Raw genomic sequence first — 25,744 nt, 5'->3', positions numbered from 1 at the left:
GACTATTTTAGTCAGGTATTCACCCTTATTGTTTGTGCGGGCTTTATTTGTCGCTTTTGCTCTTCTCAATTGAAGTCAAAATGCCGCGTAGAGTGTTGATCTCTTGCAACTCTGGACGAGCTCGACTGAACAGACGACGTAGTTTATTCATCACCTGACCCGGCTTATCCTTAGAGATAAATTGGGTATCAATGATCACTTTTTCAAGGTGCTCATAGAACATTTCTAGTTCTTCGTGACGAGGGTACTCATCTTGTTGCTGTGGCTGATATTGGCTAGCGACCATATCAAGGTGAGCTACACGCACTTCGTAGCTCAGAGTCTGCACTGCCATTGCTAGGTTTAGTGAGCTGTATTCTGGGTTTGCAGGAATACATACATGGAAATGACACTTCTGAAGCTCATCATTGGTTAAGCCAGTGCGCTCACGGCCAAACACTAACGCTACAGGGTGCTTTTGACCTTCAACTGCAAATTTTTGTCCACATTCACGCGGCTCAAGCATTGGCCATTCAAGCGTACGAGAGCGTGCACTCGAACCAACCACCAAACCACAGTCTTTTACTGCTTCATCCAGTGTAGAAACGATGGTCGCGTTTTCCGCGATGTCACCTGCACCCGCAGCCAGTGCTAAGGTCTGCTCGTCAACTTCACATTGAGGGTCTACAAGAACTAACTGACTCAAACCCATCACTTTCATTGCGCGAGCTGCTGATCCGATATTTCCCGAATGAGACGTACCAACCAGAACGACTTTTACATTGTCTAACATGCTATATGACACCACTTTAAAAATAATCGCGAGATATTAACACATAGCTAAGTAAAATGGTCAGACCCTTCTCGGAATGTGAAATCAAGAGTTCAAAAAATAACCACTTCCCTTTTGGGGAAACTTTGGTATACTCGCCGCCGCTTTAAACTGTTCTTTAACATCTTGTGGGAAAAACCATATGCATCCAATGCTAAACATTGCGATACGCGCTGCGCGTAAAGCTGGCAACCATATTGCTAAATCTCTAGAAACAACTGATAAGATCGAATCGTCTCTAAAAGGTAACAACGATTACGTTACTAACATTGCTCAAGAAGCTGAGTACATGATCATTGAGACAATCAAATCATCTTACCCAGAGCACAGCATTATTTCTGAAGAGTCAGGCCTAACTGAAGGTAAAGATTCTGACGTACAATGGATCGTTGACCCACTAGATGGCACCAACAACTTTGTAAAAGGTTTCCCTCACTTCTCTGTATCTATCGCTGTTCGCATGAACGGTCGTACAGAAGTTGCTTGTGTTTATGACCCAATGCTAAACGAGCTATTCACAGCTCAACGTGGCGCTGGCGCTCAACTTAACAACGCTCGTATGCGTGTTACTCAACTAAAAGACCTTCAAGGTACTGTTCTAGCGACTGGTTTCCCATTCAAGCAAAAACAACACTCTGAATCTTTCATGAAGATCATCTCTGGTCTATTCGTTGATTGTGCTGATTTCCGTCGTACTGGTTCTCCAGCTCTTGACCTATGTTACCTAGCAGCTGGCCGTGTTGACGGTTACTTAGAACTAGGCCTTAAGCCATGGGATCTAGCAGCTGGCGATCTAATCGCTCGTGAAGCGGGTGCTATCATGACTGACTTTGCAGGCGGCACTGATTACATGACCTCTGGTAATGTTGTTGCTTCAAGCGCACGTGGTGTTAAGTCTATTCTTAAGCACGTTCGTGAGAACTCTAACGAAGGTATGCTGAAGTAATTCAGACCTTGCGTTAATGCTCTTTAGTTAAGAGCAGAAGATTTTCAAAGCCTCGCTATTGCGAGGCTTTTTTGTATCCGAGATACGAGATACGAGATACGAGATACGAGATACGACCAAAATGTCGGTTAGTTGCAGTGAGCACAAATCACTGCTCTGTAAGCTGTATTTAGATCGCCACTAGATAGTGACTTAGCTACTTTGGCACTTGGTATTGGTATTGGTATTGGTAAATACGACAATGTTCAGTCGGTTCCAAAAGCTAACCCACAATATACAGACATAAAAAAACCGCTAGTTGCCCAGCGGTTTTTTTGGTTTAGCGAAAGTTGTTAAGCCGTGGCCTAAGGCATTTCGTCAAACTCTTCACCTTCTTTGTCCACTTGTGGTGGCATTAGGTGTTCACGCGTAATACCCAACTTCATAGCTAGTGCAGATGCAACGTAGATAGAAGAGTAAGTACCAACGGTAATACCCAGTAGAAGTGCAGTCGCAAAGCCGTGAATCATAGCGCCGCCCTGAACGAACAGTGCGATAACTACGAATAACGTTGTACCAGAAGTGATCAATGTACGGCTCAATGTTTGTGTGATTGAGCTGTTCAGCACTTCAGGTGCCTCGCCTTTACGCATCTTACGGAAGTTCTCACGAATACGGTCAAATACCACTATGGTATCGTTGAGGGAGTAACCGACTACCGTTAGCAAGGCTGCTACGATGGTAAGGTCGACCTCAATTTGCATTAGAGAGAACACACCTAGTGTGATGATAACGTCGTGCGCTAGGGCTAATACAGCACCTGCAGCTAATCGCCATTCAAATCGCACTGATACGTAGATCAAGATACAGATCAGAGAAACAAGGATAGCAAGGCCACCAGCTTCTGTTAATTCGTCACCTACGTTAGGACCAACGAACTCGATACGACGCATCTCAACTTGCTCACCAGTACCATCTTTAATTGCAGACAGGATTTGGTTACCAAGCGTTTCGCCCGCAACACCATCACGTGGACGTAGACGAACCATTACCTCACGCGCAGAACCAAAGTTCTGAACCGTAGCATCACCAAAGCCTTCAGCTTCTAGTGCGCTTCGAATGTCAGGTAGGTTTGCTGGCTCCTCAAAACCCACTTCAATCAGGGTACCACCAGTAAAATCTAGACCCCAGTTCAACGATTTCGTTGTTAGAGTATAGATGGCAGTACCAATCATCAAGATTGAGAATAAAAAGGCAACCTTTGACCAACGCATGAAGTCGATCATTTTGTCTGCTTTTAGAATCTGAAACATATTAATTCCTAGCCTTAGATCGACAGTTTCTTAACGCGTTTGCCGCCATACATCAGGTTCACGATACAACGTGTTCCGATAATAGCTGTAAACATTGAAGTCAAGATACCGATTGATAACGTTACCGCGAAGCCTTTAATCGCACCTGTACCGACAGCAAATAGAATGATTGCTGTTAGTAGTGTGGTGATGTTGGCATCGGCGATTGTACTAAATGCGTTTGCATAACCTTGGTGAATCGCTTGTTGTGGACTACGTCCATCTCGAAGTTCTTCACGTATACGCTCAAAGATAAGAACGTTGGCATCGACTGCCATACCGACCGTCAATACGATACCGGCAATGCCTGGTAGCGTCATTGTCGCGCCAGGAATCATCGACATCACACCAATAATCAACACTAAGTTAGCCATCAGAGCGACGTTCGCAATCAAACCGAAAGTACGGTAGTAAAGCAGTGTAAACAGCATTACTGCAGCCATACCCCAAACCATCGCCATGATACCCATATCGATGTTTTGTTGACCCATAGATGGACCAATCGTACGCTCTTCTACAATCGAGATAGGCGCAATCAATGCACCTGCACGTAGTAGAAGTGCCAAGTTATGAGCTTCAGCCGTTGAGTCGATACCTGTAATACGGAAGTTACGGCCAAGCGCAGATTGAATCGTCGCTTGGTTAATCACTTCTTCGTGCTTACTTAGGATCACTCGGCCTTCAGGTGTTTTACGACCGCTGTCTTTATACTCTGCAAATACGGTTGCCATTAGCTTACCGATATTTTGACGAGAGAATGTAGACATCTTGCTACCACCTTCGCTGTCTAGCGAGATGTTAACTTGTGGGCGACCATATTCATCAACACTTGAGCTTGCATCTGTAATGCTAGAACCGCCTAAGATAACGCGTTTCTTAAGTACTACAGGACGACCATCGCGGTCTTGCTTAATTTCACTACCAGCAGGAGCACGGCCAGAAGCTGCAGCGGCCAAATCGGCACTGCTGTCCACTTCACGGAATTCAAGAGTCGCGGTTGCGCCTAAAATTTCTTTAGCACGAGCCGTGTCTTGAACACCTGGCAATTCCACTACGATACGGCTAGCACCTTGACGTTGAACCAAAGGCTCAGCAACACCGAGTTCGTTAACACGGTTACGTAGAATAGTAATGTTTTGCTCTACCGCATAATTGCGGATTTCTTGAAGACGAGTTTCAGTGAAGTTAGCAATCAAAGAGAAACGACCGTTAGATTCTGAATCTACGAACGTCATATCTTGGTGCTTAGATTGCAGTAGCGATTTCGCTTCAGCAAGCTGCTCTTCGTTACGCAGAATCACTTCAACCGCATCTTTACCCGATGGGCGAATAGCACGGTAGCGGATTTTCTCTTCACGAAGTTCACTGCGGAACGCTTCTTCTTGTTGGCCAACCAGTTTTTGCATCGCAGCGTCCATATCCACTTCCATTAAGAAGTGAACACCACCACGTAGATCAAGACCCAGTTTCATTGGTGCAGCACCAATAGATTCAAGCCAATCAGGAGTTGAAGCCGCTAGGTTTAAAGCTACGATAACGTCATCACCTAGTGCTTCTGTGATGATATCACGGGCACTGATTTGCGTATCTGTATCGTTAAATCGAACAAGAATGGAACCGTTTTCGAGAGCAACGGATTTAGTAGAAAGGTTTTCTGCTTCAAGAGCATTGGTGACAGCATCCAGCGTAGACAGATCTACAGAGGCGCCACGCGCCCCTGTAACTTGAACTGCCGGATCTTCACCGTATATATTTGGAAGTGCGTACAACGCAGCGATAGCGATGGCAAACATCACCATCAAATACTTCCATAACGGATAACGGTTTAGCACAGCGAGGATCCTCTAGCTGTTTATAGTGATTTCAGAGTACCTTTTGGTAGCACTGCTGTAACGAAGTCTTTCTTGATAACGACTTCGTTGTTTGCGTTCAGTTCGATAGCAACGTAGTCGCTGTCTTCAGCAATCTTAGTGATCTTGCCGATTAGGCCGCCGCTTGTAAGAACTTCATCGCCTTTGCCCATAGAAGACATAAGGCTCTTGTGCTCTTTAACACGCTTAGCTTGTGGACGGTAGATCATGAAGTAGAAGATCACAGCGAACATACCTAGCATGATAAGCATTTCGAAACCGCCGCCTGCTGGTGCACCTTCTGCTGCTGCGTGAGCTTGAGAAATAAACATTTAAAACATCCTCTATTATATTTTCGTAATTGTTTGTCTAATTGGGTCGTATCCCTTTATTTTCAAGCCCCATCACTCGGAAGAGAGATAGGGCTCGCAAAAAAGAAATACTAAGATTCTTTACCTAGTGGTGGCACTTCACGCCCCATTCTTGCGTAGAACTCTGCAACGAACTCTTCAAAGCGATCTTCATCGATAGACTGACGAATGTCTGACATTACTCGTTGGTAGAAACGCAGGTTGTGAATCGTGTTCAGTCGAGCACCTAGGATTTCGTTACAACGATCCAAATGGTGTAAGTACGACTTGCTGTAGTTCTTACAAGTGTAACAGTCACAATCTGAATCTAGTGGTGTTGTATCGGTTTTATGCTTCGCATTACGGATCTTGATCACACCTTCCGTTACAAACAGGTGGCCATTACGTGCATTTCGCGTTGGCATAACACAGTCAAACATATCAATACCGCGACGAACACCTTCAACCAAGTCTTCAGGTTTGCCTACACCCATTAGGTAACGAGGCTTATCTTCAGGCAGTTGAGGACATGTGTGCTCAAGAATGCGGTGCATATCTTCTTTTGGTTCACCTACTGCTAGACCACCTACTGCATAACCGTCAAAGCCAATTTCTGTTAGGCCTTTAACGGATACATCACGAAGGTCTTCGTATACGCCACCTTGTACAATACCGAACAATGAGTTCGGGTTTTCTTGCTTATCAAAGTGATCGCGAGAACGCTGAGCCCAACGAAGAGACATCTCCATCGAGTCTTTAGCTTCTTTATGCGTCGCAGGGTAAGGCGTACATTCGTCAAAGATCATTACGATGTCTGAGCCTAGATCCTTTTGGATTTCCATCGACTTCTCAGCGTCCATGAAGATCTTGTCACCGTTTACAGGGTTACGGAAATGAACACCTTCTTCAGTGATTTTACGCGTTGCGCCTAGGCTGAATACTTGGAAGCCACCTGAATCAGTCAAGATAGGACCTTTCCAGTTCATGAAATCGTGCAAATCACCGTGCAGTTTCATGATTTCTTGACCAGGACGTAGCCATAGGTGGAATGTATTACCTAATAGGATTTCAGCACCTGTGTCTTTTACTTCTTCAGGTGTCATGCCCTTAACCGTACCGTAAGTACCTACAGGCATGAATGCTGGGGTTTCAACGGTACCGCGTTCAAACTGAAGTTGACCACGACGTGCGCCGCTATTAGTTTTTTTAAGTTCGTATTTTAATTTCACGAAGCCTCCAATATGCCAGAGAAACAATCTGACTGTTAATTCAGAACCTTAGGCCGAACAAAAGTTCAGTCTAGTGGGTTCTATGAGGAGCGGTCGCGTATTCCTTGCGAGAGATTAGACAGACACCCTGCCCGACTCCTAGCCTACTGCTAGCACCCGTAAATTCTGCTTATATCGTTTATAACCAGCTAAAATTAGCTCGTTTTCTTATTGATGAACATCGCATCACCGTAGCTGAAGAAACGGTATTCGCTCTTCACTGCGTGATCGTATGCACCCATCACATTGTCGTAGCCAGCAAATGCACTCACCAACATAATCAGCGTTGATTCTGGTAAGTGGAAGTTGGTAATTAAGCAATCCACCAGCTGATATTCATAACCTGGGAAGATGAAGATTTCTGTGTCACCAAAGAAAGGAACTAACTCAGTGCCATTTTTCACTGCATCTTGAGCCGCACTTTCTAGTGAACGCACAGAGGTTGTACCAACGGCAATGATGCGTCCGCCGCGAGCTTTTGCAGCTGCAACGGCATCTACCACTTCTTGCGGTACTTCAACGTACTCAGCATGCATGTGGTGGTCATTGATATTATCGACTTTTACTGGCTGGAACGTACCAGCACCAACGTGAAGCGTCACGTAAGCAAACTCAACACCTTTTTCTTTCATGTCAGCCATTAGCTTGTCATCAAAGTGAAGGCCTGCTGTTGGCGCAGCAACTGCACCCGGCTTTTCATTATAGACAGTTTGGTAGCGCTCTTTATCGGCGTCTTCATCTGGACGATCGATGTAAGGAGGCAGTGGCATGTGACCAACACTGTTAAGAATCTCTAAAACGCTTTGATCGGATGTGAAATGGATTTCAAATAACGCATCATGACGTGCCACCATTTCAGCTTCATACTCATCGTTCTCACCAAGGAACAATTTGGTACCCGGTTTCGGTGATTTAGAACAACGAACATGCGCAAGAATGCTTTTCTCATCCAGCATACGTTCAACCAACACTTCAAGCTTACCGCCTGATGCCTTGCGACCGAATACACGAGCAGGAATCACGCGAGTGTTATTAAAAATAACAAGATCACCTGGCTCAACCAAGTCTAAAACGTCTTTAAACGAACCATCAGCTAGGTTGCCATTATTGCCATCTAATTTAAGTAGGCGGCTTGCTGTGCGCTCCTCTTGAGGGTAGCGAGCAATGAGTTCATCTGGTAGGTCAAAGTGAAAATCTGAAACTTGCATGTGTCGAGTCTTGTCTTAGTTGATGATATTTATGCCGTTGACGAATAATAAGTCGAAGTTGCCGAACAATCGTTTCGGTAAGTAAATCGTTACCAGAAACACATCGTAAACATGACTAAAAATTTCGCAGTGGGCTAGTATAGGCACACGAGCCGCAATAGCAAGGTTTACAGCATTGGATTATTGTAAAGAGTCGTAAAATAATACGACCATTCGCCCTCATAAAAAAAACAAAATTAGTTGCATGAAACTCACCCAAAAATGCGTTAGATCTCAGTTATTTTTTGGATAAAAAACTATAGTAATAGCAACAAATAAAAAAGAAGGAGGTCCGTATGATCAAGGTTGAAGATATGATGACTCGCAACCCTCATACCCTATTGCGCTCACACTCACTGGCCGATGCAAAGCACATGATGGAAGCGCTTGATATCCGCCATATTCCGGTTGTTGATGCCGACAGACAACTACTTGGCGTCGTCACACAGCGAGACGTTCTTGCCGCTCAAGAATCTAGCCTACAAAACATCCCACAAGCTCAATCCTATACTCTTGCAACACCACTCAATGACATCATGCACAAGAGTGTTATGTCTGTAGAGCCGCGCGCAGGACTAAAAGAGTCTGCTGTTTATATGCAGAAACACAAAGTGGGCTGTTTACCTGTCGTAGAGAACCACGAACTCGTGGGCATCATTACAGACAGCGATTTCGTTACGATAGCCATTAACCTGCTAGAGCTACAAGAAGAAGCGGAACCGGAAGAGGTCGAAAGTTAGTCCGTTTGTATTACTCACGATAATCCTTAGAGCCTTTGAACCTGAGGCTCTTAACATATCTAAATTCTGACACGTCTAAAATCTCATCTATTTTTATGAAAAGCCGAGAGAAAAGTTACAAAAAACAACAATATCAACAACCTACTTTACCCATCATTCTTAGGCATCAAAATATAGTGGATACATACTATTTATTGATATATTTATCGTTAGAATCATGTAAGAATTTGTTAAGAATAAAAACAAGCTGCCTTACTAGGAATGATATTTATGAGTTTAAAGAAATTGCTGTCCTTAGGTTTTGGCGTGATTCTCGCGCTAATTTTGGTTATTTCAGTCGTTGCTTCATTACGCTTTTATCAATCGAGTGATGGGTTTAACACCTACCGCTCTCTTGCAATAACAAGTGTCTCAACAGGTCGAATCCAAGCCAATATACTGGAAGCTCGTTTATCTGCACTTAAATATATTAAAAACCCTATTCCGTCACATGCTTCTGAACTGAATAGACGTATCACCGCATCAAATCAATTGATAGATGAAATATTAGACTCTCATCTTGACGATCTACACAAAAATGAATTCCTAACGATAAAGAAGCAGCTTGATCAATATAGCCAAGGCTTTAACAAGGTTGTTCAACTTGTTAATACTCGAAACAACCTAGTTCAAGAGGCCTTAGACCCATCAGGAGTCAATATGCGTGAGGCAGTGACTAACCTAATGACCCAGGCTTCAGCTGAAGAAGATTTAGAAGTTGCTGTCAGTTCAGGACAGCTTCAGCAGCATGTATTGCTATCAAGATTGTACGCTTCTAAATTTCTGACGAGCAATAAAACAGAAGATGCTCAGCGTGCTGAAAAAGAGTTTGCCTCTGCCGCACTACTTGCAGAAACAATCGAATCTCAACTCATGTCGATGGAACAAATCAACTACTTAAACGATTTCACTAGTGCCTTCAAAATTTACCGCAACACATTTTCAAAGATCGTTGACACTATAAACACGCGAAATGGCATCATTTCAGGGACTCTTGATCTTGCTGGTGTTAATGCAGCAAAAACAATTGAAGAGATAAAGCTATCAACAAAGTCAGAGCAAGACTCTGTCGGGCCTAATATGGTCGAGCGATTCTCTAACGCGCAATTTGTGCTTGGCGTTCTTTCAATTCTCGTTGTCGCCGCTTCTCTTAGCATTGCCGTTTCGATTTACCGCAGTGTATGGAAAGTCGTTGGAGGAGAGCCAAGTGACATCCAAGCAATTGTTGCCGAAGTCGCCGCTGGTGATCTTTCAAAGCAGATTCCAATTACGGGTAAAGAGACCGGTATATACGCAAACATTTTAGAAATGCGCCAAGAACTACGTCGAATAATCGATGGTTTCCACCAGATTTCAGACAATGTTTCAGCAGCCTCCGTTGAGCTAACCGCGGTAATGAGCCAAACAGAAGGAAATGCTCAACAAGAACTGAGTCAAATGGAACAAATCGCGACAGCCATCAATGAACTTTCTAGTACTGCGAGTGAGGTTAGCCAGAATGCAGCTAGCGCAGAGAGCGCTGCAACTGGGGCAACGACAAATGTCAAAGATGGCAGTGTTTCCCTCGATGCATCAGATGATATATCTCGAAAAGTTGAAGACTCGATCGAAGAAACATCAAACATCGTTAATCAATTGCAAGAGTACTCGGTAGAGATCGGTAGTGTTATTGAAGTGATCAATTCAATTTCTGAGCAAACTAACTTACTTGCGTTAAATGCAGCCATTGAAGCCGCTCGAGCGGGAGAGCAAGGCCGAGGCTTTGCGGTGGTAGCAGATGAAGTTCGTTCTCTTGCCGCTAAAACACAACAATCAACGGTCGATATTCAAGAAATAATATCTCGCCTTCAGGCTCAAGCGAAAGATGCGAACCAATTTATGCAATCCAATCTTTCGTTAGCAGAAGAATCTAGACAGTATAGCGAACAGCTTCGTGCTGCATTCGCTTCTATCACTGACTCAGTACAACTAATATCTGATATGAACACACAAGTAGCCACAGCGTCTGAAGAACAATCTGGCGTAACACAAGATATTTCACAAAATGTTTCTCTGACCTTTGATATTGTTCATCAAAATGTTTCAGGAATTGAGCAGAGCAAACAGGCAAGTGAAGAACTCTCTTCATTAGCTGTTAAGCAAAAAGACTTGCTGAGTTTTTTCAAAATCTAACGTTATAGTAAAATAGATAAATAAGCTTCTAACGCCACTATTTGTTTGTTTTTCTTCTCAAATAAACAAACAAAAAGAGCAGCCAAATAGCTGCTCTTTTTCTTTTGAATTTTACTTTCTAGTTTTTTAAAGCAATTCTGAGACTACATCAGCTAACTGATGAAAGGTTTCAAGACGTGACGAGCTTGGTCGCCATACAAGGCCTATATCGCGATAAGCTTGTTGACCGGGAGGGTCAATCACCACTAAATTCTGATTTTGCAACAAACCATGATCGATCGCCATTTGTGGAATAAAGGTGGTTCCTAAACCATTTGCCACCATTTGTACCAACGTATGTAGGCTTGTGGCGGTGAACGGGTTTATCTTCTCTTTGTCGGTTAGCTTACAAGCTGATACCGCGTGCTCGGTTAAGCAGTGCTCGTTCTCCAACAAGAATACAGATTCGTCTGGCAGGTCATCATATTTAATCGGAACACGAATACCATCGGCTTGATTGCGGCTGATTACCATTCTGAAAGGGTCTTGCCCAACAACTTTGCTCTCCATGTTGTCGATATCGACAGGCAAAGCCAGAATCAGTACATCCAACTCACCATGACGCAACGCAGCCAATAGGTTAGTTGTCGTGTCTTCCCGTAACAACAAGTTCAACTGTGGAAAACGTTGGTTCGCTTCTTGTACCAAATCGCACAATAGGAATGGAGCAATAGTAGGAATACACCCTACTCGCAACTGCCCTTGCATCGCGTCTCCATTACATAGATTTCCGAGCTCAACCAAGTCTTGCCCTTTCGCCAGTAACTCTCGACCATGCTTAACCACCAGCTCACCCGCTTGAGTGAAAACCAATGGGCTCTTTTTATCTTTCTTCTCATAGAGAGGACAACCAATGAGTTCTTCCAGGTTTTGAATGCCTTTACTTAGTGTCGATTGACTCACGAAGCAGCGATCCGCAGCGTCGCTAAAGTGGCGAGTTTCGTGAAGAGTAACAAGATAGTGAAGTTGCTTAAGACTTGGCCATTTATTCATGAAATTACTTTGAAATATGAGTAGGATAACTTAAGTGAAGGTCATTTGACCTAAGGAACGGACAAAGAATAAGCTTATCGCTTTTTTCGATTAACTTAATCTATTTAATTCGCTTTTTTCTATAGTACCGATTGTACTATAGTTTGTCCCGTAGAAACGGAGCCCAAACAAAGATGTGTTGGGCCAACTAATTTTTTAGGAGATTCCAAATGGTACTAGTAGGTCGTCAAGCCCCTGACTTTACTGCAGCAGCTGTTCTAGGTAACGGTGAGATCGTTGATAACTTCAACTTCGCAGAATTCACTAAAGGTAAGAAAGCGGTAGTTTTCTTCTACCCACTAGACTTCACTTTCGTTTGTCCTTCAGAGCTAATCGCTTTCGACAACCGTCTAGAAGATTTCCAAGCTAAAGGCGTTGAAGTAATCGGTGTTTCTATCGATTCTCAATTCTCTCACAACGCATGGCGTAACACTGCTATCGCTGACGGCGGTATCGGTCAAGTTAAATACCCTCTAATTGCTGACGTTAAGCACGAAATCTGCAAAGCATACGATGTTGAGCACCCAGAAGCAGGCGTTGCTTTCCGTGGTTCTTTCCTAATCGACGCAGACGGCCTTGTACGTCACCAAGTAGTTAACGATCTTCCACTAGGTCGTAACATCGACGAAATGCTACGCATGGTAGACGCACTAAACTTCCACGAGAAGAACGGTGAAGTATGTCCTGCACAATGGGAAGAAGGTAAATCAGGTATGGACGCATCTCCACAAGGTGTTGCTGCATTCCTATCTGAGCACGCTGACGACCTAAGCAAGTAATTACCTCTTAAGCCCGAACTCAACGCGGGTTAATGGTTGGAAGACTCTCTATAAAGAGAAATAAAGCATAAGCTAATAGCGCAAAGCGCACCGCCAATCAGTTAAGAAGTAAAGTCCTATTAAAAGCCCGAAGTTAACGCTTCGGGCTTTTTTCATCTCTCTCCGACGACAATTATCTACCCAAACCGCCTCTGCAACATTTAATAGAGGCAGTTACAAGAACAAACTTTACCCCTATTTTCCTCTGCTACCACCTATTCATATCCGTATCTAGGTTGTTATGATTTCGTCCGTATCTTTTTGAACGGATAAATACGATGAACACCGAAATTGAAGTCTGTATCGATAACTTAGAATCTCTATATAACGCACTATCTGGTGGCGCGAATCGAATTGAGCTTTGCTCTTCATTAGCACTTGGCGGGTTAACTCCAAGCTTCGGAATGATGAAGCAAGCGGCAAAAATTTCGTCCGTACCAGTTTATGCCATGATACGACCGAGACAAGGTGACTTCATATTCGATTATGACGATATACTCTGTATGCTGGAAGATATTGAAGCTTGTGCGAGAGCAGGGTTGAATGGCGTCGTTCTGGGTGTACTAACACCTGATGGTGAGATTGATATGTCTGCAATGCAAATTCTCTCAAGCAAGGCTCACCAACTCAAACTAGCAATCACCTTCCACCGTGCAATCGACCAGCTTCAGGATTATAAAGTAGCGTTAGAGCAGATTATTGAGCTTGGATGTGAAAGAATCCTGACGTCAGGGCTTGCTATTAATGCAGAGCAAGGCATCAATGTGCTCGCAGATATGGTCAAACAAGCCGATGGCAGAATCGATATAATGGCTGGTGCAGGCGTCAACGCAACGAATGCCAAAATGATTCAAAGCTCCACCCAAGTACCTGCACTTCACCTTTCAGGTAAATCGACAAGACCCAGCCTAATGGAAAGCAATTCAAGCGCTCAAATGGGCAGTAATGATGTTGATGATTATCAGATACCAGTAACTAATGCGAATAAGATATCCAATGTGAGAGCTGCCCTCACCGCTTAGGGTAATCGTCACTAACACAAATCCAGAGAACCACGCTGACGAATCTAGCGGACTGGCGTATATTAGAGTTAATAGCACAGAAAATTTTCATGGACAGATATGGCTAAAGACTTATTCAGCTCTCTTGATTTAAACCTGTTACGAACATTTCTTATTGTTTATCAAGAAAAAAACACCAGAAAGGCTGCGGAACGTTTATTCGTTTCTCAGCCAGCGGTTAGCCAAGCCCTACAAAAGCTAAGACACCACTTCAACGATGACCTTTTCGTAAAGGTTCATGGAGGCTTACAACCTACGGCATTTTCAGAGCAGCTCACCAATCAAATAAAACCGTTCATGGACGGTCTATCTATCGCGGTTAATACATCAAACACTTTTGATCCGAAAGAGATCGATTACACGTTGAAAATAGCCCTATCTCCAGTGGTGCTTTCTTGTCTGTCTGGCTCACTTTTTAAAGATATAAAAGCGCAAGCACCAAACGCTAAACTAAAGCTTGTTCCATGGTCAAACTCGTCTGTCTCAGATATACAAAAAGATGAGGTTTTGATGGGAGTAAGCTACTTAGGGGAAAAGACAAGTAAAGAAGTCTATACAAGGCAGCTCATTGAATTAACAGGACGTATATTTGTTAGGAAAGATCACCCTTTAAAGCAAAACACCGTGACTCCATATGACATGGCAGGGTACGAAATCGCATCTTTAGTAACGCCAGGTTGGAATGACAATTTTAGCTTAGCGTCTCAGATTCTAACCGACCTTTCCATCGAGCATCGTATCGGTTTTCGCAGCGAATTGGTCATGGCTCTAATCGATGTCATTCAACATACTGATATGTACATGCCCCATTCCAACCTTTTCCCAGTAGAAAACTATCCGACATTACGCGGGATAGATGTCTCAGTCGACGGAAAAACGCTGAAAACTCCGGTCTATAGTTATATACACATTAAAAATCGAAACTCACCTTTAACAAACTGGCTTTCAAAACTCATAGAGCAAGTTTTATCAGAACAAGTACAAAAGTAAGTTCGATTAAAAGTTATATATTGTATTTTACTCTTCCGGACGCCAGCTCAGTGCGCTAGCGATGGTACCGATAACTAATGTGTCTTTTTCCGCTTCATTAAGTTCAGGTAACATCTGTAGCGTTATCATTCCATTTGTCTGTGCAGCCGCTATTTCTTTAGAAGCTTTTTTAAAGCTATACCCTAGTGGTTTTTCTACCGACATTAAAAGGTCTTTACTTGAATGGACAGTTTCTACGTCATATTTATTCGCCCCAACTCGGATATAGCCAGCTTCTTTCTTTTCTAAGCTAACACTGATCATCCCAGATTGAGGCTCTAAAACGAACTCTCCTATATTCTCATTGCTTTGAGATACAGAACAGCGGTAAGGTTTATTGCCACCAAAATCAACACCCATGTAGTTAACTGAAGTGCCACCGCCAGAACAGACTAAGTTCCACACTTGGCCATTATCGACTCTAGTGATTTCAGCAGCCAGCTCACCCTCTTTGAATGAAACAGTCTCAAACCATGTTGAACCTGATGAATCTCGGCTATATTTACCTTGGTACATACCTGCAATATCAAACGTCCCTTCTTGTCCTAACCCCCAAAAATCACCATCAGTTTTAACCATGAGTTCTGGCTGCTGATTAACCGCATCTGATTTGTCCATGATGGCAACGCTGCCGCACGCAGTTAACGCGAAAAGAGGAGTCACAACGAAAAGAAACTTCTTCATACTGATATCTACCTAAAAATAAATGTAAGGGAAAAATTCAGTAGAAGAATAAATTAAAGATAAGTAAGAATATAGCGAGCATCAATGAGCTATATCGATACTATCGTTATTTTTCTCATGTGCCTTAAACAAATACATTAGAGAACATCAGCTTATGTTTAGACACTTCTATCACGCTCGTTTTGTAAGGCTACGTAAGACCCAAAGATCACGTGTAATGATTACTCCTGCTGATAAGCAAGCATTATCACAGAGATAATCAATGCGAATTAGCCTGCTCTTTCAAAGCCCATATAATGATCACCGTTAGCCAGTGATTTCACTGGATTCACGCATGGATCGACCTAATGCTAAGGAGAGCGCAAAATTACTTCGGTGGTACCATGAAATTTAAAACACTTCTTTTAGCTTCAGCTTTATTCTCAACCTCTGCACTTTCAAATGGTCTTCACTTATCTCCTGAACTAAAGATTGGTTCTTATCATGGTTTTGGAATACAAGCAGGTATTACTGATGTGGCAAATCTAGGTGTGGTTTATCTGAGCTATTCTCAGCTTTGGTATGACAGCGACCGATACGATGAAACTGTCGATGCGTACCGCATTGGTATTCAAAATATGTTTGGAAGCAACCAGAATCACGGCTTTCAGGCGGAGATTGGTGTAGCGAGTTATGACGGAACAAAAACGCGTAACGGCGAAATTGAAGAGAAGACAGCACATGGATTAAGTCTTGGTGGAGCCTACGTTTACCAAGCAACACCAATACTTGGGCTACGTGCTGGTGTTGATATGAATATTTTTGATCACAATAAGACCTTTGTGCCTTACGACACAACAATCAACCTTAACCTTGGTGCAATTATTCGGTTCTAAAGTTAATACCTACTTCAGTGCGTCATCTAGGCTTTGATCACCAAGGTGGCGTACATCTTTACCTTTCACAAAGTAGATAATGTATTCACAGATATTTTGGCAACGATCTCCCACTCGCTCAATCGCACGAGCTGACCACATCACTTGCAGGATATTGGGGATGTTCTTAGGATCCTCCATCATGTACGTCATCAACTGACGAATCACAGCTTCATATTCCGCATCCAGCTTATCGTCAAGTTTATGTACTTCTGCTGCCGCATCTACATCCATACGAGCAAAAGCATCTAATACTTGATGCAGCATAGTGATAGCCTGACGACACAATGGTTCTAACGAGACGTGAAATTTTTGTTCTTTGGTCGAAGGGATCTCAATCGCACCCTGTGCGATTTTAGAGGCCACATCGCCAATACGTTCTAGATCAGTAATGGTTTTGATGATCGCCATAATCAAACGCAGATCTTTGGCAGTCGGCTGACGTTTCGCGATAATACGAGTACATGCTTCATCGATTGAAACTTCCATCGCATTCACTTTATGGTCGTCACGAATTACTTTTTTGGCCAATTCAACATCGTCTTTATGGAGCGCCTGCATTGCAAACGAGAGTTGCTGCTCCACTAACCCGCCCATGGTCAATACATGAGTACGGATCGATTCTAACTCGACATTGAATTGCCCTGAAATGTGGCGACCGAAATGCATACTTGCTCCTTGAAAGAAATGAAGAAAGCCATTTTTGTAGAGTGACTTAGCTCTAGATGACACCTTTGTAGAGGTTAGCCATATCTACCAGTAATGTAGTCTTCCGTCTGGTTTTTCAATGGAGACGTAAAAATTGAGTCAGTATCTGAGTACTCGATCAATTTTCCCATATGAATAAAGGCAGTATGGTCACTTACACGCGCGGCTTGTTGCATGTTGTGGGTAACAATCACCACTGTGTATTGTGTTTTTAGATCGTTGATCAGCTCTTCAATCGTCAGAGTAGAAATCGGATCGAGTGCCGATGTTGGCTCATCCAATAACAGCACTTCAGGTTCGATGGCAACCGCACGAGCGATGACTAAACGCTGCTGTTGACCACCCGATAACCCAAAGGCGTTCTCATGCAAACGATCTTTGACTTCATCCCACAACGCCGCGGCGCGCAGAGAGCGCTCAACTGCATCATCAAGATCTCGGCTGTTGCTCACGCCTTGCAGCCTCAATCCATAAACCACATTCTCATAGATAGATTTAGGAAAAGGGTTCGGACGTTGAAACACCATGCCGACTCGGCGTCGTAAGGTCGCGACATCCACCTTAGGGTGATAGACGTTCTTGCCATGAAGCTTCACTTTTCCGGAAACCTTACAACCTTCAACAAGATCGTTCATGCGATTAATGCAGCGCAGTAGAGTCGACTTACCACACCCTGATGGGCCAATAAACGCGGTCACCTGTCCCTTTGGGATTTGCATTGAAATATCATCAAGTGCTTGGCTCTCTTTATAATAAAGATTCAGCCCTTCAATCGAGATAGCAATTTGCTCATCCTTCAAATTGTGAACATCAAGTGGTGCTTGGTAACCCAAGGTTTCATTAATCGAGAACATCTAATCTTGTCCTAAGGTTCGGTATTTTTCACGCAAGTTATTACGGATATTGATGGCCGTTAAATTCAATCCAACAATCACAGTAACCAGTAAAAATGAAGTCGCATACACTAAAGGGCGCGCCGCTTCGATATTAGATGTTTGAAAACCAACATCGTAGATATGGAAGCCTAAGTGCATGAACTTTCTCTCTAAGTGTAGATATGGGAACTGACCATCTACAGGTAAGCTTGATGCTAGCTTCACAACACCCACCAGCATTAATGGAGCCACCTCCCCCGCAGCTCTCGCGATTGCCAATATCAACCCCGTGATAATCGCAGGGCTTGCCATTGGTAAAACAATGCGCCAAAGCGTCTCAAATTGAGTAGCGCCAAGCGCCAATGAACCGTGCCTCACGGAGCTAGGGATACGCGTTAAGCCCTCTTCCGTTGTTACAATAACAACGGGTAATGTTAATACCGCCAAGGTCAATGCGGACCATAATAGACCCGGCGTACCAAATGTCGGAGCGGGTAACCGTTCTGCGTAAAACAAAGAATCGATTGAACCACCGATGGTATACACAAAGAATCCTAAGCCGAAGACACCATACACAATCGACGGTACACCCGCTAAGTTAATTACGGCGATACGAATTAAACGTGTTAGTGCGTTGTTTTTTGCGTATTCATGAAGATATATCGCAGCAACCACACCAAGAGGCATTACTACAATCGACATAAGAATAACCAACAGTACCGTGCCAAAAATCGCAGGAAACACACCGCCTTCAGAGTTTGAGTCTCGTGGGTTCTCCGACAAGAACTTCCAAACTTGTTTGCCCCAATGCCCAACCTTTTCAAGATAAGACATATTATTCGGGTACCAATAATCCAAAATATGACTGAGCGAAATTTCAACCTGCTCTCCTGTCATATCTTCTACCAACAAGCTTTCGACATTGAGCTGTGTTCTAAGATGCTCAAGCTTTACTTCGGCTTCAGCCAACTGGCGATTTAATTCCAATTTAGTTTGAGTATAGGTTTTAAGGTATTCATCGCTCACTGACTCATTGAGTTCAAGCTTACGTTTTTCTAAACGCAAGTTTTCCAATTGCCAGCTGATATTGCGGATTTCTTGGTTCACAACACGCGACGTCTCTTTGCGTAACGTATCAGCGAACGCCAAGCCTTGCTCGAGCTTTTGGTCTATGTTCGAATCAAATGTGCCAGAAGTGGTTTTAAAACCCACTGGTTTACCAAAGAAATAACCACCTCGACTTCGCTCAATCACAGCCCAGTCAGGTGGGGTGGTTGGTTCACGTAAGTTAACATCCAAAATGGAAACAAAGTCCGCTGGATAAATCTCCCTGTTGGCAACTTTGATACTTAAGCGCTGAATTAGCCCAGTCGACAGGTTTTGAGTCGACAATAGGTCTTGTACTTGTGGGACTTGCTCTATCGGGATGTATTTTCGTTCATATAACTGGCCAATCAATACATCTTGCTTTACTACCGTTTCGTCGAGGCCGACAACTAACGATGCATCTTTGGAATCCACTTGCCATTGGTACAAAGGAGCAGGCCAAAAATAGGTTAAGCCCTTCCAGCCGATCAGCAGCATTAGGCCAAGAACCGAAAGCATACTGATGCTCACCGCCCCACCCGTTAGCCATATCCACGGAGAGCCTGATTTAATCCAAGACAATAATGACTTCAGTTTATTCATTATGAACGACCTTGCTCTGACGTGCTGAACCCAAGGAAGAGCCAAGTTCGTGAGATACGCTAATCAAACAGCGAACAGCCATTGATAGAGATTGAGGTAGAGTTTTAAAACTACAGCGCACGATATTTATCTCTCAGTCTTTGTCTAACCCACTCTGCGACAGAGTTCACCGCGAACGTAAAAATAAACAGTAAGAGTGCTGCTAAGAACAACAATCGGAAGTGAGAACCACCCACCTCGGACTCTGGTAACTCGACAGCAATTGTTGCCGATAATGTCCTCATCCCTTCCAAAATATTCCAGTCAAGAATAGGGGTGTTACCTGTCGCCATCAAGACAATCATAGTCTCGCCAACCGCTCGTCCTAGCCCCATCATGATTGCAGAAAAGATACCTGGGCTAGCCGTCAATAACACCACATAAATAAGGGTCTGCCACGCTGTTGCGCCCAGCGCCAGTGAGCCATCGGATAAATGTTTTGGCACAGAGAAAATAGCGTCTTCTGCAATCGTGAAAATTGTCGGGATGACAGCAAAGCCCATAGCGAAGCCAACCACCAGCGCATTCCGTTGGTCAAAGTCGATGCCATAGTTAGCCAAGAAGGTACGAATATCACCACCAAACAACAAGGCTTCCATACCATTTTCACCAGCAAAGACTGCCATCACAGTAATCACCAATACCGGGATCAATATCAGAGCATGCCAACCATTAGTAAAACGGCTCGTCACCATTTTTGGCAAACAGAACCAAACAAGCCCAGTCAGTAGCGTGCTCAGTGGTAATAGCACCATTAACGAGAAGACGGCCGTTAAATGCGTTTCAACAATGGGAGCAAACCAAAGCCCAGCCAAGAATCCGATGATAACGGTCGGAAGAGCTTCCATCAGTTCTATCGACGGCTTCACGACTCTTCGCATTCGTGGAGACATGAAGTATGCGGTGTAAATGGCTCCGAGCACAGCAACCGGCACGGCAAACATCATCGCAAACAAAGCGGCTTTGATAGTACCGAATGTGATAGGGACTAAACTGAATTTTTCTTCAAAGTCATCGTTCGCCGACGTTGATTGCCAAACGTATTGTGGCTCAGGATAGCTTTCGTACCAGACTTTTTGCCAAAGCGATGAGAATGATATTTGCGGATATTCGTTATCAACTTTAGCCACGCTGATGGTGCCATCAATCAGCGTCGCCAAATGCAGTTCGTTAGCAGACATAGCCGCTAATTGTGGTGACTTATCAAATGCGCGCTCAAACAGCGACAGCTTTTCACTGGTCGTATAGTGGCTTTGTAATGTGCCATTCTGATAGAAACTATAAAAACCCTTTCTATAAGTATCTGGCAGAATAAACTGAACCTCTTCGGCGAGTTGGAAGTCGCGAATATGGGTCAGGCTACGCTTTTCATCTTTGAGTACATCGAACCACTGAGAAACCTGTCCGTCCTCATGCGTAACCAACAGTGAATAAGCTCCAGACAGTAAATCGATACTTTTCACCGAGTGCTTCGCATCATTTAAGCTAAGATCAATCACTTCACGAACATTGAAGCCGCTATCGGATAACTTCAATACAACTAAATCCGATTGTGCTCGAAGATATAAAGTTTGGCCATCAGGCGTGACTAACAACTGTTGCTGTAAACCCAACTTATCCGACAGCCATTGACTCTTCTGAAAAACATACTGACCAGTAAGATCACTCTGGTACCACTTAACCAAAACTCGTTGATCGCTTAGCTGAGCGGCAACCGTGATACCACGTCCATTCTTAGAGAACGCAAATTTTTCGATTGTTGTTCCGTTTGATGATTCATCATTTAAAAACGGTTCCGGGAGATCGATTTGCTCAATTTTAGGTTCGGCTTCACTGCCCTTTTGCAGCACAGGCGCACTATACTCAGGGTAGAAAAAAGTAAGGTTGCTTGCGCTATCAGCAAAGGCAAACCAGTTTTCAGATGGGGTATTTCGAGAAAAAGCGATGGGGTTAGCTAAAACATTACGCTCAAAGTAAGAATGTGTATTTTGAGACTCTAAATCCCAAAACTGCACCAAGCCGGATTTTTCGATAGTAAACGCATGCTGACCGTATTCATCCACGGATAAGGCGATAGGCTTTTCTATGGCTACGGTCTTCACGGCTTGGTCAGTATCTAAACCAGTATCAGAAAATACCGGTAAAATGACCATCGCCAAGTAAACAAAGATCAGCACCAGAGCAGCTAGAACACTGACCGCGCCACATGTCACCGAAAAACGGACGAGACGATCTTTCAACCATCTTTTTTTGTCGCGCTCTTTCAATGAAAATTGGGCTGAAGCCATCTGTTTATCTACCTTTTTTTAGCTACTGACATAATATGTACGTTAGATGACAATTATATTACAAGTTACGTTAAACAACTGAAACTAATAACAAGTTTGTTGACCATATTTCTTAAAGTAAGATCATAGATTTTGTGAATCTTGTCATTCTAAATTAAAGTAACCAGCTCTATAGCCAGCACTCAAGGATTATCATCTCGATGGAAAAAGACTATGTCACAAAAGAACTTAGCTGGTTATCCTTCAACGAAAGAGTGCTCCAAGAAGCAGCCGACAAATCAGTCCCCTTAATCGAAAGAGTTCGTTTTTTAGGTATTTACTCGAAAAACCTCGATGAGTTTTACAAAGTCCGATTTGCTGATGTGAAACGAAAGATCTTACTTCAAGATCCTCAATTACCTGCCAACTCGCAGAAAACCCTGCTAACTCAAATGCAGAGCCAAGCAAGTAAGCTCGACGCTCAATTCCATGAGCTGTATAGCGACTTACTATTGGAACTGGCACGCAATCGTATTTTTCTGGTCAACGAACAACAAATCAGCGAAGAACAGAGTGAGTGGATCAAAAAGTACTTTAAGAAAAAAGTGCTGCCACATTTAACTCCGTTTCTCTTGAACGAAGATAGCCAGTTGCTCAATATTATCAAAGACGAGCAAAGTTACTTAGCCATCGACATTGAGCGAGAGACATCTTCTCAATATGTCTTACTCGAAATCCCATCAGAAGCCCTCCCTCGGTTTGTTAAGTTACCAGACACTTCTGGTTCACAGCGTACAACTTTGATCTTGTTAGATAATATAGTTCGATTTTGTTTAGATGACTTGCTTAAAGGATTCTTTGAGTATGACTCATTACGTTGTTTTGCGATAAAAATGACGCGTGATGCCGATTATGATCTTCAAGAGAACAATGAAAGTAACCTATTAGAATCGATGTCTTTAGGTTTAGAACAGCGCTTAACGGCACTACCGATACGCCTTATCTATGAGTCAGAAATGCCAGCTGAAATGCTCAATTTCTTGCAAGTCAGACTTAAGCTGTCTGACTATGACAGTGTCATTGCGGGTGGTCGCTATCATAACTTCAAGCATTTCTGCGAATTTCCAAGCCTTAATAGGCGTGATTTAGTTAATCGCCCACTTCCCGCGATTAAGTGTGCGCATTTCAGCCACTACCCAAACTATTTCGAAGCGATCAAAGCTCGTGACATCTTGTTGCATTACCCTTATCACACCTTTAATCACATCACTGAACTCGTGAGGCAAGCCTCCTTTGACCCGAAGGTAACCTCCATAAAAATAAACGTTTACCGTGTTGCAGAAGGCTCAAAGCTCCTTAGCTCGATCATCGATGCTGCACACAATGGTAAGAAAGTAACTGTCGTCGTTGAGCTACAAGCCCGCTTTGATGAACAAGCCAATATTCAGTGGACCAAGAAACTTCAAGAAGCCGGTATAAAAGTCATCCATGGCATCCCAAGTTTGAAAATTCACTCTAAGCTTCTGCTCATTAAACGGAAAGAAGGCAAGCATACGGCGCATTACGCTCATATTGGCACCGGTAACTTTCATGAAGTAACAGCGCGCGTGTATACCGATTTTTCTCTGCTCACTGCGAATGAAGATTTGACCCAAGAGGTGAGACAAGTCTTTAAGTATATTGAAAACCCTTATCAAAAATCACAGTTCAAACAACTGATTGTGTCACCAAAGAATACAAGAAAACGCCTGTATCAGTTGATAGATAATGAAATACAAAACGCGATAGAGAGCAAGCCTGCAAGCATCACTCTAAAACTCAACAATTTGGTCGACCGAGAGATCATTGAGAAGCTCTATCAGGCCAGCCAAGCCAATGTAAAAGTGAGAATGGTCATTCGTGGTATGTGCTCTCTCGTACCGGGAGTCTCCAACATCAGTGAGCAGATTGAGATTGTTAGTGTGGTCGATCGTTTTCTCGAACACCCAAGAGTGATGATCTTTGGTAACGCTGGTAATCCAAAAGTCTATATCTCCTCTGCCGACTGGATGACACGAAACTTCGATCACCGCATCGAAGTCGCCACTCCAATTTTAGATCCAAAGATCAAGCAAACCATTATCGATATCACCGAGTTTCATTTCGATGACAGCAACAAAGCTCGAGTGCTAGACCAATCGATGAGCAATCCTTACATACAAGCTCCAACAAACCCACTCGATTACCCGACGTCACAACTCTCCACTTACCACTATATTAAACGTATGGAGAAACTTGCTCGCAAGAAGTACAAACAAGAGAAGAAATCATGCCGCTAATTGATAACAAACATTCTCGATGTATTGCCGCTATCGACTTGGGTTCGAACAGTTTTCATATGGTGGTTGCCCGAGTATTCGAACAACACCTGCAATTAGTCAGCAGACACAAACAGAAAGTGAGATTAGGTGATGGGTTGGATGAGTTTAACTTCTTATCCGAAAGTGCTATCGAGCGAGGCTTGGAGTGCCTCAAAGTGTTCGCAGAACGACTAGCGGATTTTGAACTTGATGATGTAAGAGTTGTTGCGACTCATACCCTAAGAAAAGCCAAAAACGCTCAAGACTTCTTAGAGCAAGCCAAACCACTGTTTCCTTTTCCAATAGAGATCATTTCAGGTCAAGAAGAAGCTCGAATAATCTATAACGGTGTAGAACACACTCAAACCGCTTCTGAATCTAAATTGGTTATTGATATCGGTGGAGGGAGTACGGAACTCGTCGCAGGGCAAGGCTTTACGCCCCTAATTATGCGCAGTTTACCTATGGGATGCGTCAGCTTCACTCAACACTTCTTTGCTGACGGAGAGCTAACCTCACAACACTTCTCAGATGCTTATACCGCGGCTACTCGTCTATTGATGCCATTGATTGAAGAATATACAAAGGCGCCTTGGGAAATCGCCTTTGGCTCATCAGGGACGACTAAGTCAATAAAAGAGGTACTCATTGGTTTAGGCTTTACCGATGGTCTCATTACGCCGCAACGTCTGTCCTATTTGAAAAATCACTTATGTGAGTTTTCATCATCCAAAACCTTAGACCTTTCAGGTTTAAGTGATGAGAGAAAGCCGGTGTTTGCTGCTGGCGTCATCATTCTTTCAGCAGCCATGGATACGCTAGACATAAAGGAGTTACATTTTTCTGATGGCGCCCTGAGAGAAGGCGTTCTTTATGACATGGAGGATAGGTTTAAAGATATTGATGTTCGAACAAGAACTGCCGAAACGCTCGTCTCTCGATACCATGTTGACTTAGCTCATGGCCAGAGAGTCAAAGAACTCGCCCTTGCATTACTGAAACAAGTGCAGCCTCAAGTAACGACTATGGTCACTAATGAGCTGTATGATCTAGTTGGTTGGGCTGCACTACTTCATGAGGTAGGGCAAAGCATCGCATTCCAAGGCTATCACCGCCATTCGGCTTATCTGCTTAAGCACACGACAATGCCCGGTTTCAATACTGAGCAACAACGTCTTATCTCGACATTGGTTCGCCACCAAAGAAAAGCGATTAAGCGGCAAGACTTGCCGGAACTGTCTCTATTTTCTCCACAACAAATAACGCTACTAATTCGCATATTAAGACTCGCTATCTTACTCAATCGTCAGAGAAATCAAGCACTAGTCCCAGACACGACTCTAACGATTGAACAAGAGGATAACTGGGGATTGAAAGGATCTAACAGCGATTGGTTGGCCCAAAACCAACTGCTTGAATATGAACTCAAAGAAGAACAACAACGTTGGCAAAATGCTGGATGGTCGTTAAAGATAGAATAACGAACAGTCAAAATA

Annotated in this window: 21 protein-coding genes; 9 read left to right on the top strand and 12 right to left on the bottom strand. The window is 43.5% G+C overall.

Annotated features, from left to right (window positions below; translation table 11 throughout):
• Positions 1 to 43: 43 nt before the first annotated feature.
• On the bottom strand, positions 44 to 772 hold the full coding sequence (gene trmJ / locus MED222_RS03810; protein WP_009848285.1) for a tRNA (cytosine(32)/uridine(32)-2'-O)-methyltransferase TrmJ: 729 nt from the start codon (positions 770 to 772) through the stop codon (positions 44 to 46).
• A 181-nt stretch (positions 773 to 953) separates the two neighbouring features.
• Here trmJ and suhB point away from each other — a divergent pair, with 181 nt between their 5' ends.
• Positions 954 to 1,757: an inositol-1-monophosphatase gene (gene suhB / locus MED222_RS03815; protein ID WP_009848284.1), complete on the top strand. Its 804-nt coding sequence runs from the start codon at positions 954 to 956 to the stop codon at positions 1,755 to 1,757.
• Positions 1,758 to 2,101: 344 nt separating this feature from the next.
• Here suhB and secF read toward each other — a convergent pair whose 3' ends face one another.
• From secF to queA, 5 genes are all read right to left on the bottom strand, one after another.
• Positions 2,102 to 3,049 carry a protein translocase subunit SecF gene (gene secF, locus MED222_RS03820; RefSeq protein ID WP_009848283.1) on the bottom strand — a complete coding sequence of 316 codons (948 nt, stop codon included), beginning with the start codon at positions 3,047 to 3,049 and terminating at the stop codon, positions 2,102 to 2,104.
• A gap of 14 nt (positions 3,050 to 3,063) precedes the next feature.
• Positions 3,064 to 4,920, bottom strand: a complete 1,857-nt coding sequence (gene secD, locus MED222_RS03825) for a protein translocase subunit SecD (protein WP_009848282.1) — start codon at positions 4,918 to 4,920, stop codon at positions 3,064 to 3,066.
• A 20-nt stretch (positions 4,921 to 4,940) separates the two neighbouring features.
• Positions 4,941 to 5,270, bottom strand: a complete 330-nt coding sequence (yajC, locus tag MED222_RS03830) for a preprotein translocase subunit YajC (protein WP_009848281.1) — start codon at positions 5,268 to 5,270, stop codon at positions 4,941 to 4,943.
• 110 nt (positions 5,271 to 5,380) lie between these two features.
• Positions 5,381 to 6,517: a tRNA guanosine(34) transglycosylase Tgt gene (tgt, locus tag MED222_RS03835; protein ID WP_009848280.1), complete on the bottom strand. Its 1,137-nt coding sequence runs from the start codon at positions 6,515 to 6,517 to the stop codon at positions 5,381 to 5,383.
• A gap of 194 nt (positions 6,518 to 6,711) precedes the next feature.
• The gene (gene queA, locus MED222_RS03840; protein ID WP_009848279.1) at positions 6,712 to 7,764 is read right to left on the bottom strand and encodes a tRNA preQ1(34) S-adenosylmethionine ribosyltransferase-isomerase QueA; all 1,053 of its coding nucleotides are present in this window, start codon (positions 7,762 to 7,764) and stop codon (positions 6,712 to 6,714) included.
• Between the two features lie 335 nt (positions 7,765 to 8,099).
• Here queA and MED222_RS03845 point away from each other — a divergent pair, with 335 nt between their 5' ends.
• Positions 8,100 to 8,543: a CBS domain-containing protein gene (locus MED222_RS03845; RefSeq protein WP_009848278.1), complete on the top strand. Its 444-nt coding sequence runs from the start codon at positions 8,100 to 8,102 to the stop codon at positions 8,541 to 8,543.
• A 270-nt stretch (positions 8,544 to 8,813) separates the two neighbouring features.
• Entirely contained in the window at positions 8,814 to 10,754 is a 1,941-nt protein-coding gene (locus tag MED222_RS03850) for a HAMP domain-containing methyl-accepting chemotaxis protein (protein WP_009848277.1), read from the top strand.
• A gap of 126 nt (positions 10,755 to 10,880) precedes the next feature.
• Here MED222_RS03850 and MED222_RS03855 read toward each other — a convergent pair whose 3' ends face one another.
• Positions 10,881 to 11,786: a hydrogen peroxide-inducible genes activator gene (locus MED222_RS03855; RefSeq protein ID WP_009848276.1), complete on the bottom strand. Its 906-nt coding sequence runs from the start codon at positions 11,784 to 11,786 to the stop codon at positions 10,881 to 10,883.
• Positions 11,787 to 11,995: 209 nt separating this feature from the next.
• Here MED222_RS03855 and MED222_RS03860 point away from each other — a divergent pair, with 209 nt between their 5' ends.
• From MED222_RS03860 to MED222_RS03870, 3 genes are all read left to right on the top strand, one after another.
• A complete protein-coding gene (locus tag MED222_RS03860; protein WP_009848275.1) occupies positions 11,996 to 12,604 on the top strand; it encodes a peroxiredoxin C in 609 nt (202 codons plus the stop codon).
• A gap of 317 nt (positions 12,605 to 12,921) precedes the next feature.
• Positions 12,922 to 13,665: a copper homeostasis protein CutC gene (locus MED222_RS03865; RefSeq protein WP_009848274.1), complete on the top strand. Its 744-nt coding sequence runs from the start codon at positions 12,922 to 12,924 to the stop codon at positions 13,663 to 13,665.
• Positions 13,666 to 13,764: 99 nt separating this feature from the next.
• Entirely contained in the window at positions 13,765 to 14,694 is a 930-nt protein-coding gene (locus MED222_RS03870) for a LysR family transcriptional regulator (protein ID WP_009848273.1), read from the top strand.
• 27 nt (positions 14,695 to 14,721) lie between these two features.
• Here MED222_RS03870 and MED222_RS03875 read toward each other — a convergent pair whose 3' ends face one another.
• A complete protein-coding gene (locus MED222_RS03875) occupies positions 14,722 to 15,417 on the bottom strand; it encodes a hypothetical protein (RefSeq protein ID WP_009848272.1) in 696 nt (231 codons plus the stop codon).
• Positions 15,418 to 15,800: 383 nt separating this feature from the next.
• Here MED222_RS03875 and MED222_RS03880 point away from each other — a divergent pair, with 383 nt between their 5' ends.
• Positions 15,801 to 16,292, top strand: coding sequence for a hypothetical protein (locus MED222_RS03880; protein ID WP_032555329.1), 492 nt, complete (start codon positions 15,801 to 15,803; stop codon positions 16,290 to 16,292).
• Positions 16,293 to 16,301: 9 nt separating this feature from the next.
• On the opposite strand, the gene phoU is transcribed toward MED222_RS03880, so the two are convergent.
• The 4 genes from phoU to MED222_RS03900 form a co-directional block, all read right to left on the bottom strand.
• Positions 16,302 to 17,000, bottom strand: a complete 699-nt coding sequence (gene phoU, locus MED222_RS03885) for a phosphate signaling complex protein PhoU (protein WP_009848270.1) — start codon at positions 16,998 to 17,000, stop codon at positions 16,302 to 16,304.
• A gap of 74 nt (positions 17,001 to 17,074) precedes the next feature.
• A complete protein-coding gene (gene pstB / locus MED222_RS03890) occupies positions 17,075 to 17,893 on the bottom strand; it encodes a phosphate ABC transporter ATP-binding protein PstB (RefSeq protein WP_009848269.1) in 819 nt (272 codons plus the stop codon).
• Positions 17,894 to 19,603: a phosphate ABC transporter permease PstA gene (gene pstA, locus MED222_RS03895; protein ID WP_009848268.1), complete on the bottom strand. Its 1,710-nt coding sequence runs from the start codon at positions 19,601 to 19,603 to the stop codon at positions 17,894 to 17,896.
• A 110-nt stretch (positions 19,604 to 19,713) separates the two neighbouring features.
• Positions 19,714 to 21,930 (bottom strand): ABC transporter permease subunit, encoded by a 2,217-nt coding sequence (locus tag MED222_RS03900; protein ID WP_009848267.1) that lies wholly within the window; start codon positions 21,928 to 21,930, stop codon positions 19,714 to 19,716.
• Positions 21,931 to 22,130: 200 nt separating this feature from the next.
• Here MED222_RS03900 and ppk1 point away from each other — a divergent pair, with 200 nt between their 5' ends.
• The gene (ppk1, locus tag MED222_RS03905) at positions 22,131 to 24,227 is read left to right on the top strand and encodes a polyphosphate kinase 1 (protein WP_009848266.1); all 2,097 of its coding nucleotides are present in this window, start codon (positions 22,131 to 22,133) and stop codon (positions 24,225 to 24,227) included.
• On the top strand, positions 24,218 to 25,729 hold the full coding sequence (gene ppx / locus MED222_RS03910) for an exopolyphosphatase (RefSeq protein WP_009848265.1): 1,512 nt from the start codon (positions 24,218 to 24,220) through the stop codon (positions 25,727 to 25,729). The genes ppk1 and ppx overlap by 10 nt, the downstream gene beginning before the upstream one ends.
• The last annotated feature ends 15 nt before the right edge of the window (positions 25,730 to 25,744 follow it).

The organism is Vibrio sp. MED222, from assembly GCF_000153005.1.
Lineage (GTDB): Bacteria > Pseudomonadota > Gammaproteobacteria > Enterobacterales > Vibrionaceae > Vibrio > Vibrio tasmaniensis_A.
Note: the sequence above shows the minus strand (reverse complement) of the source record. Positions and strands in the feature narration are given on the sequence as shown.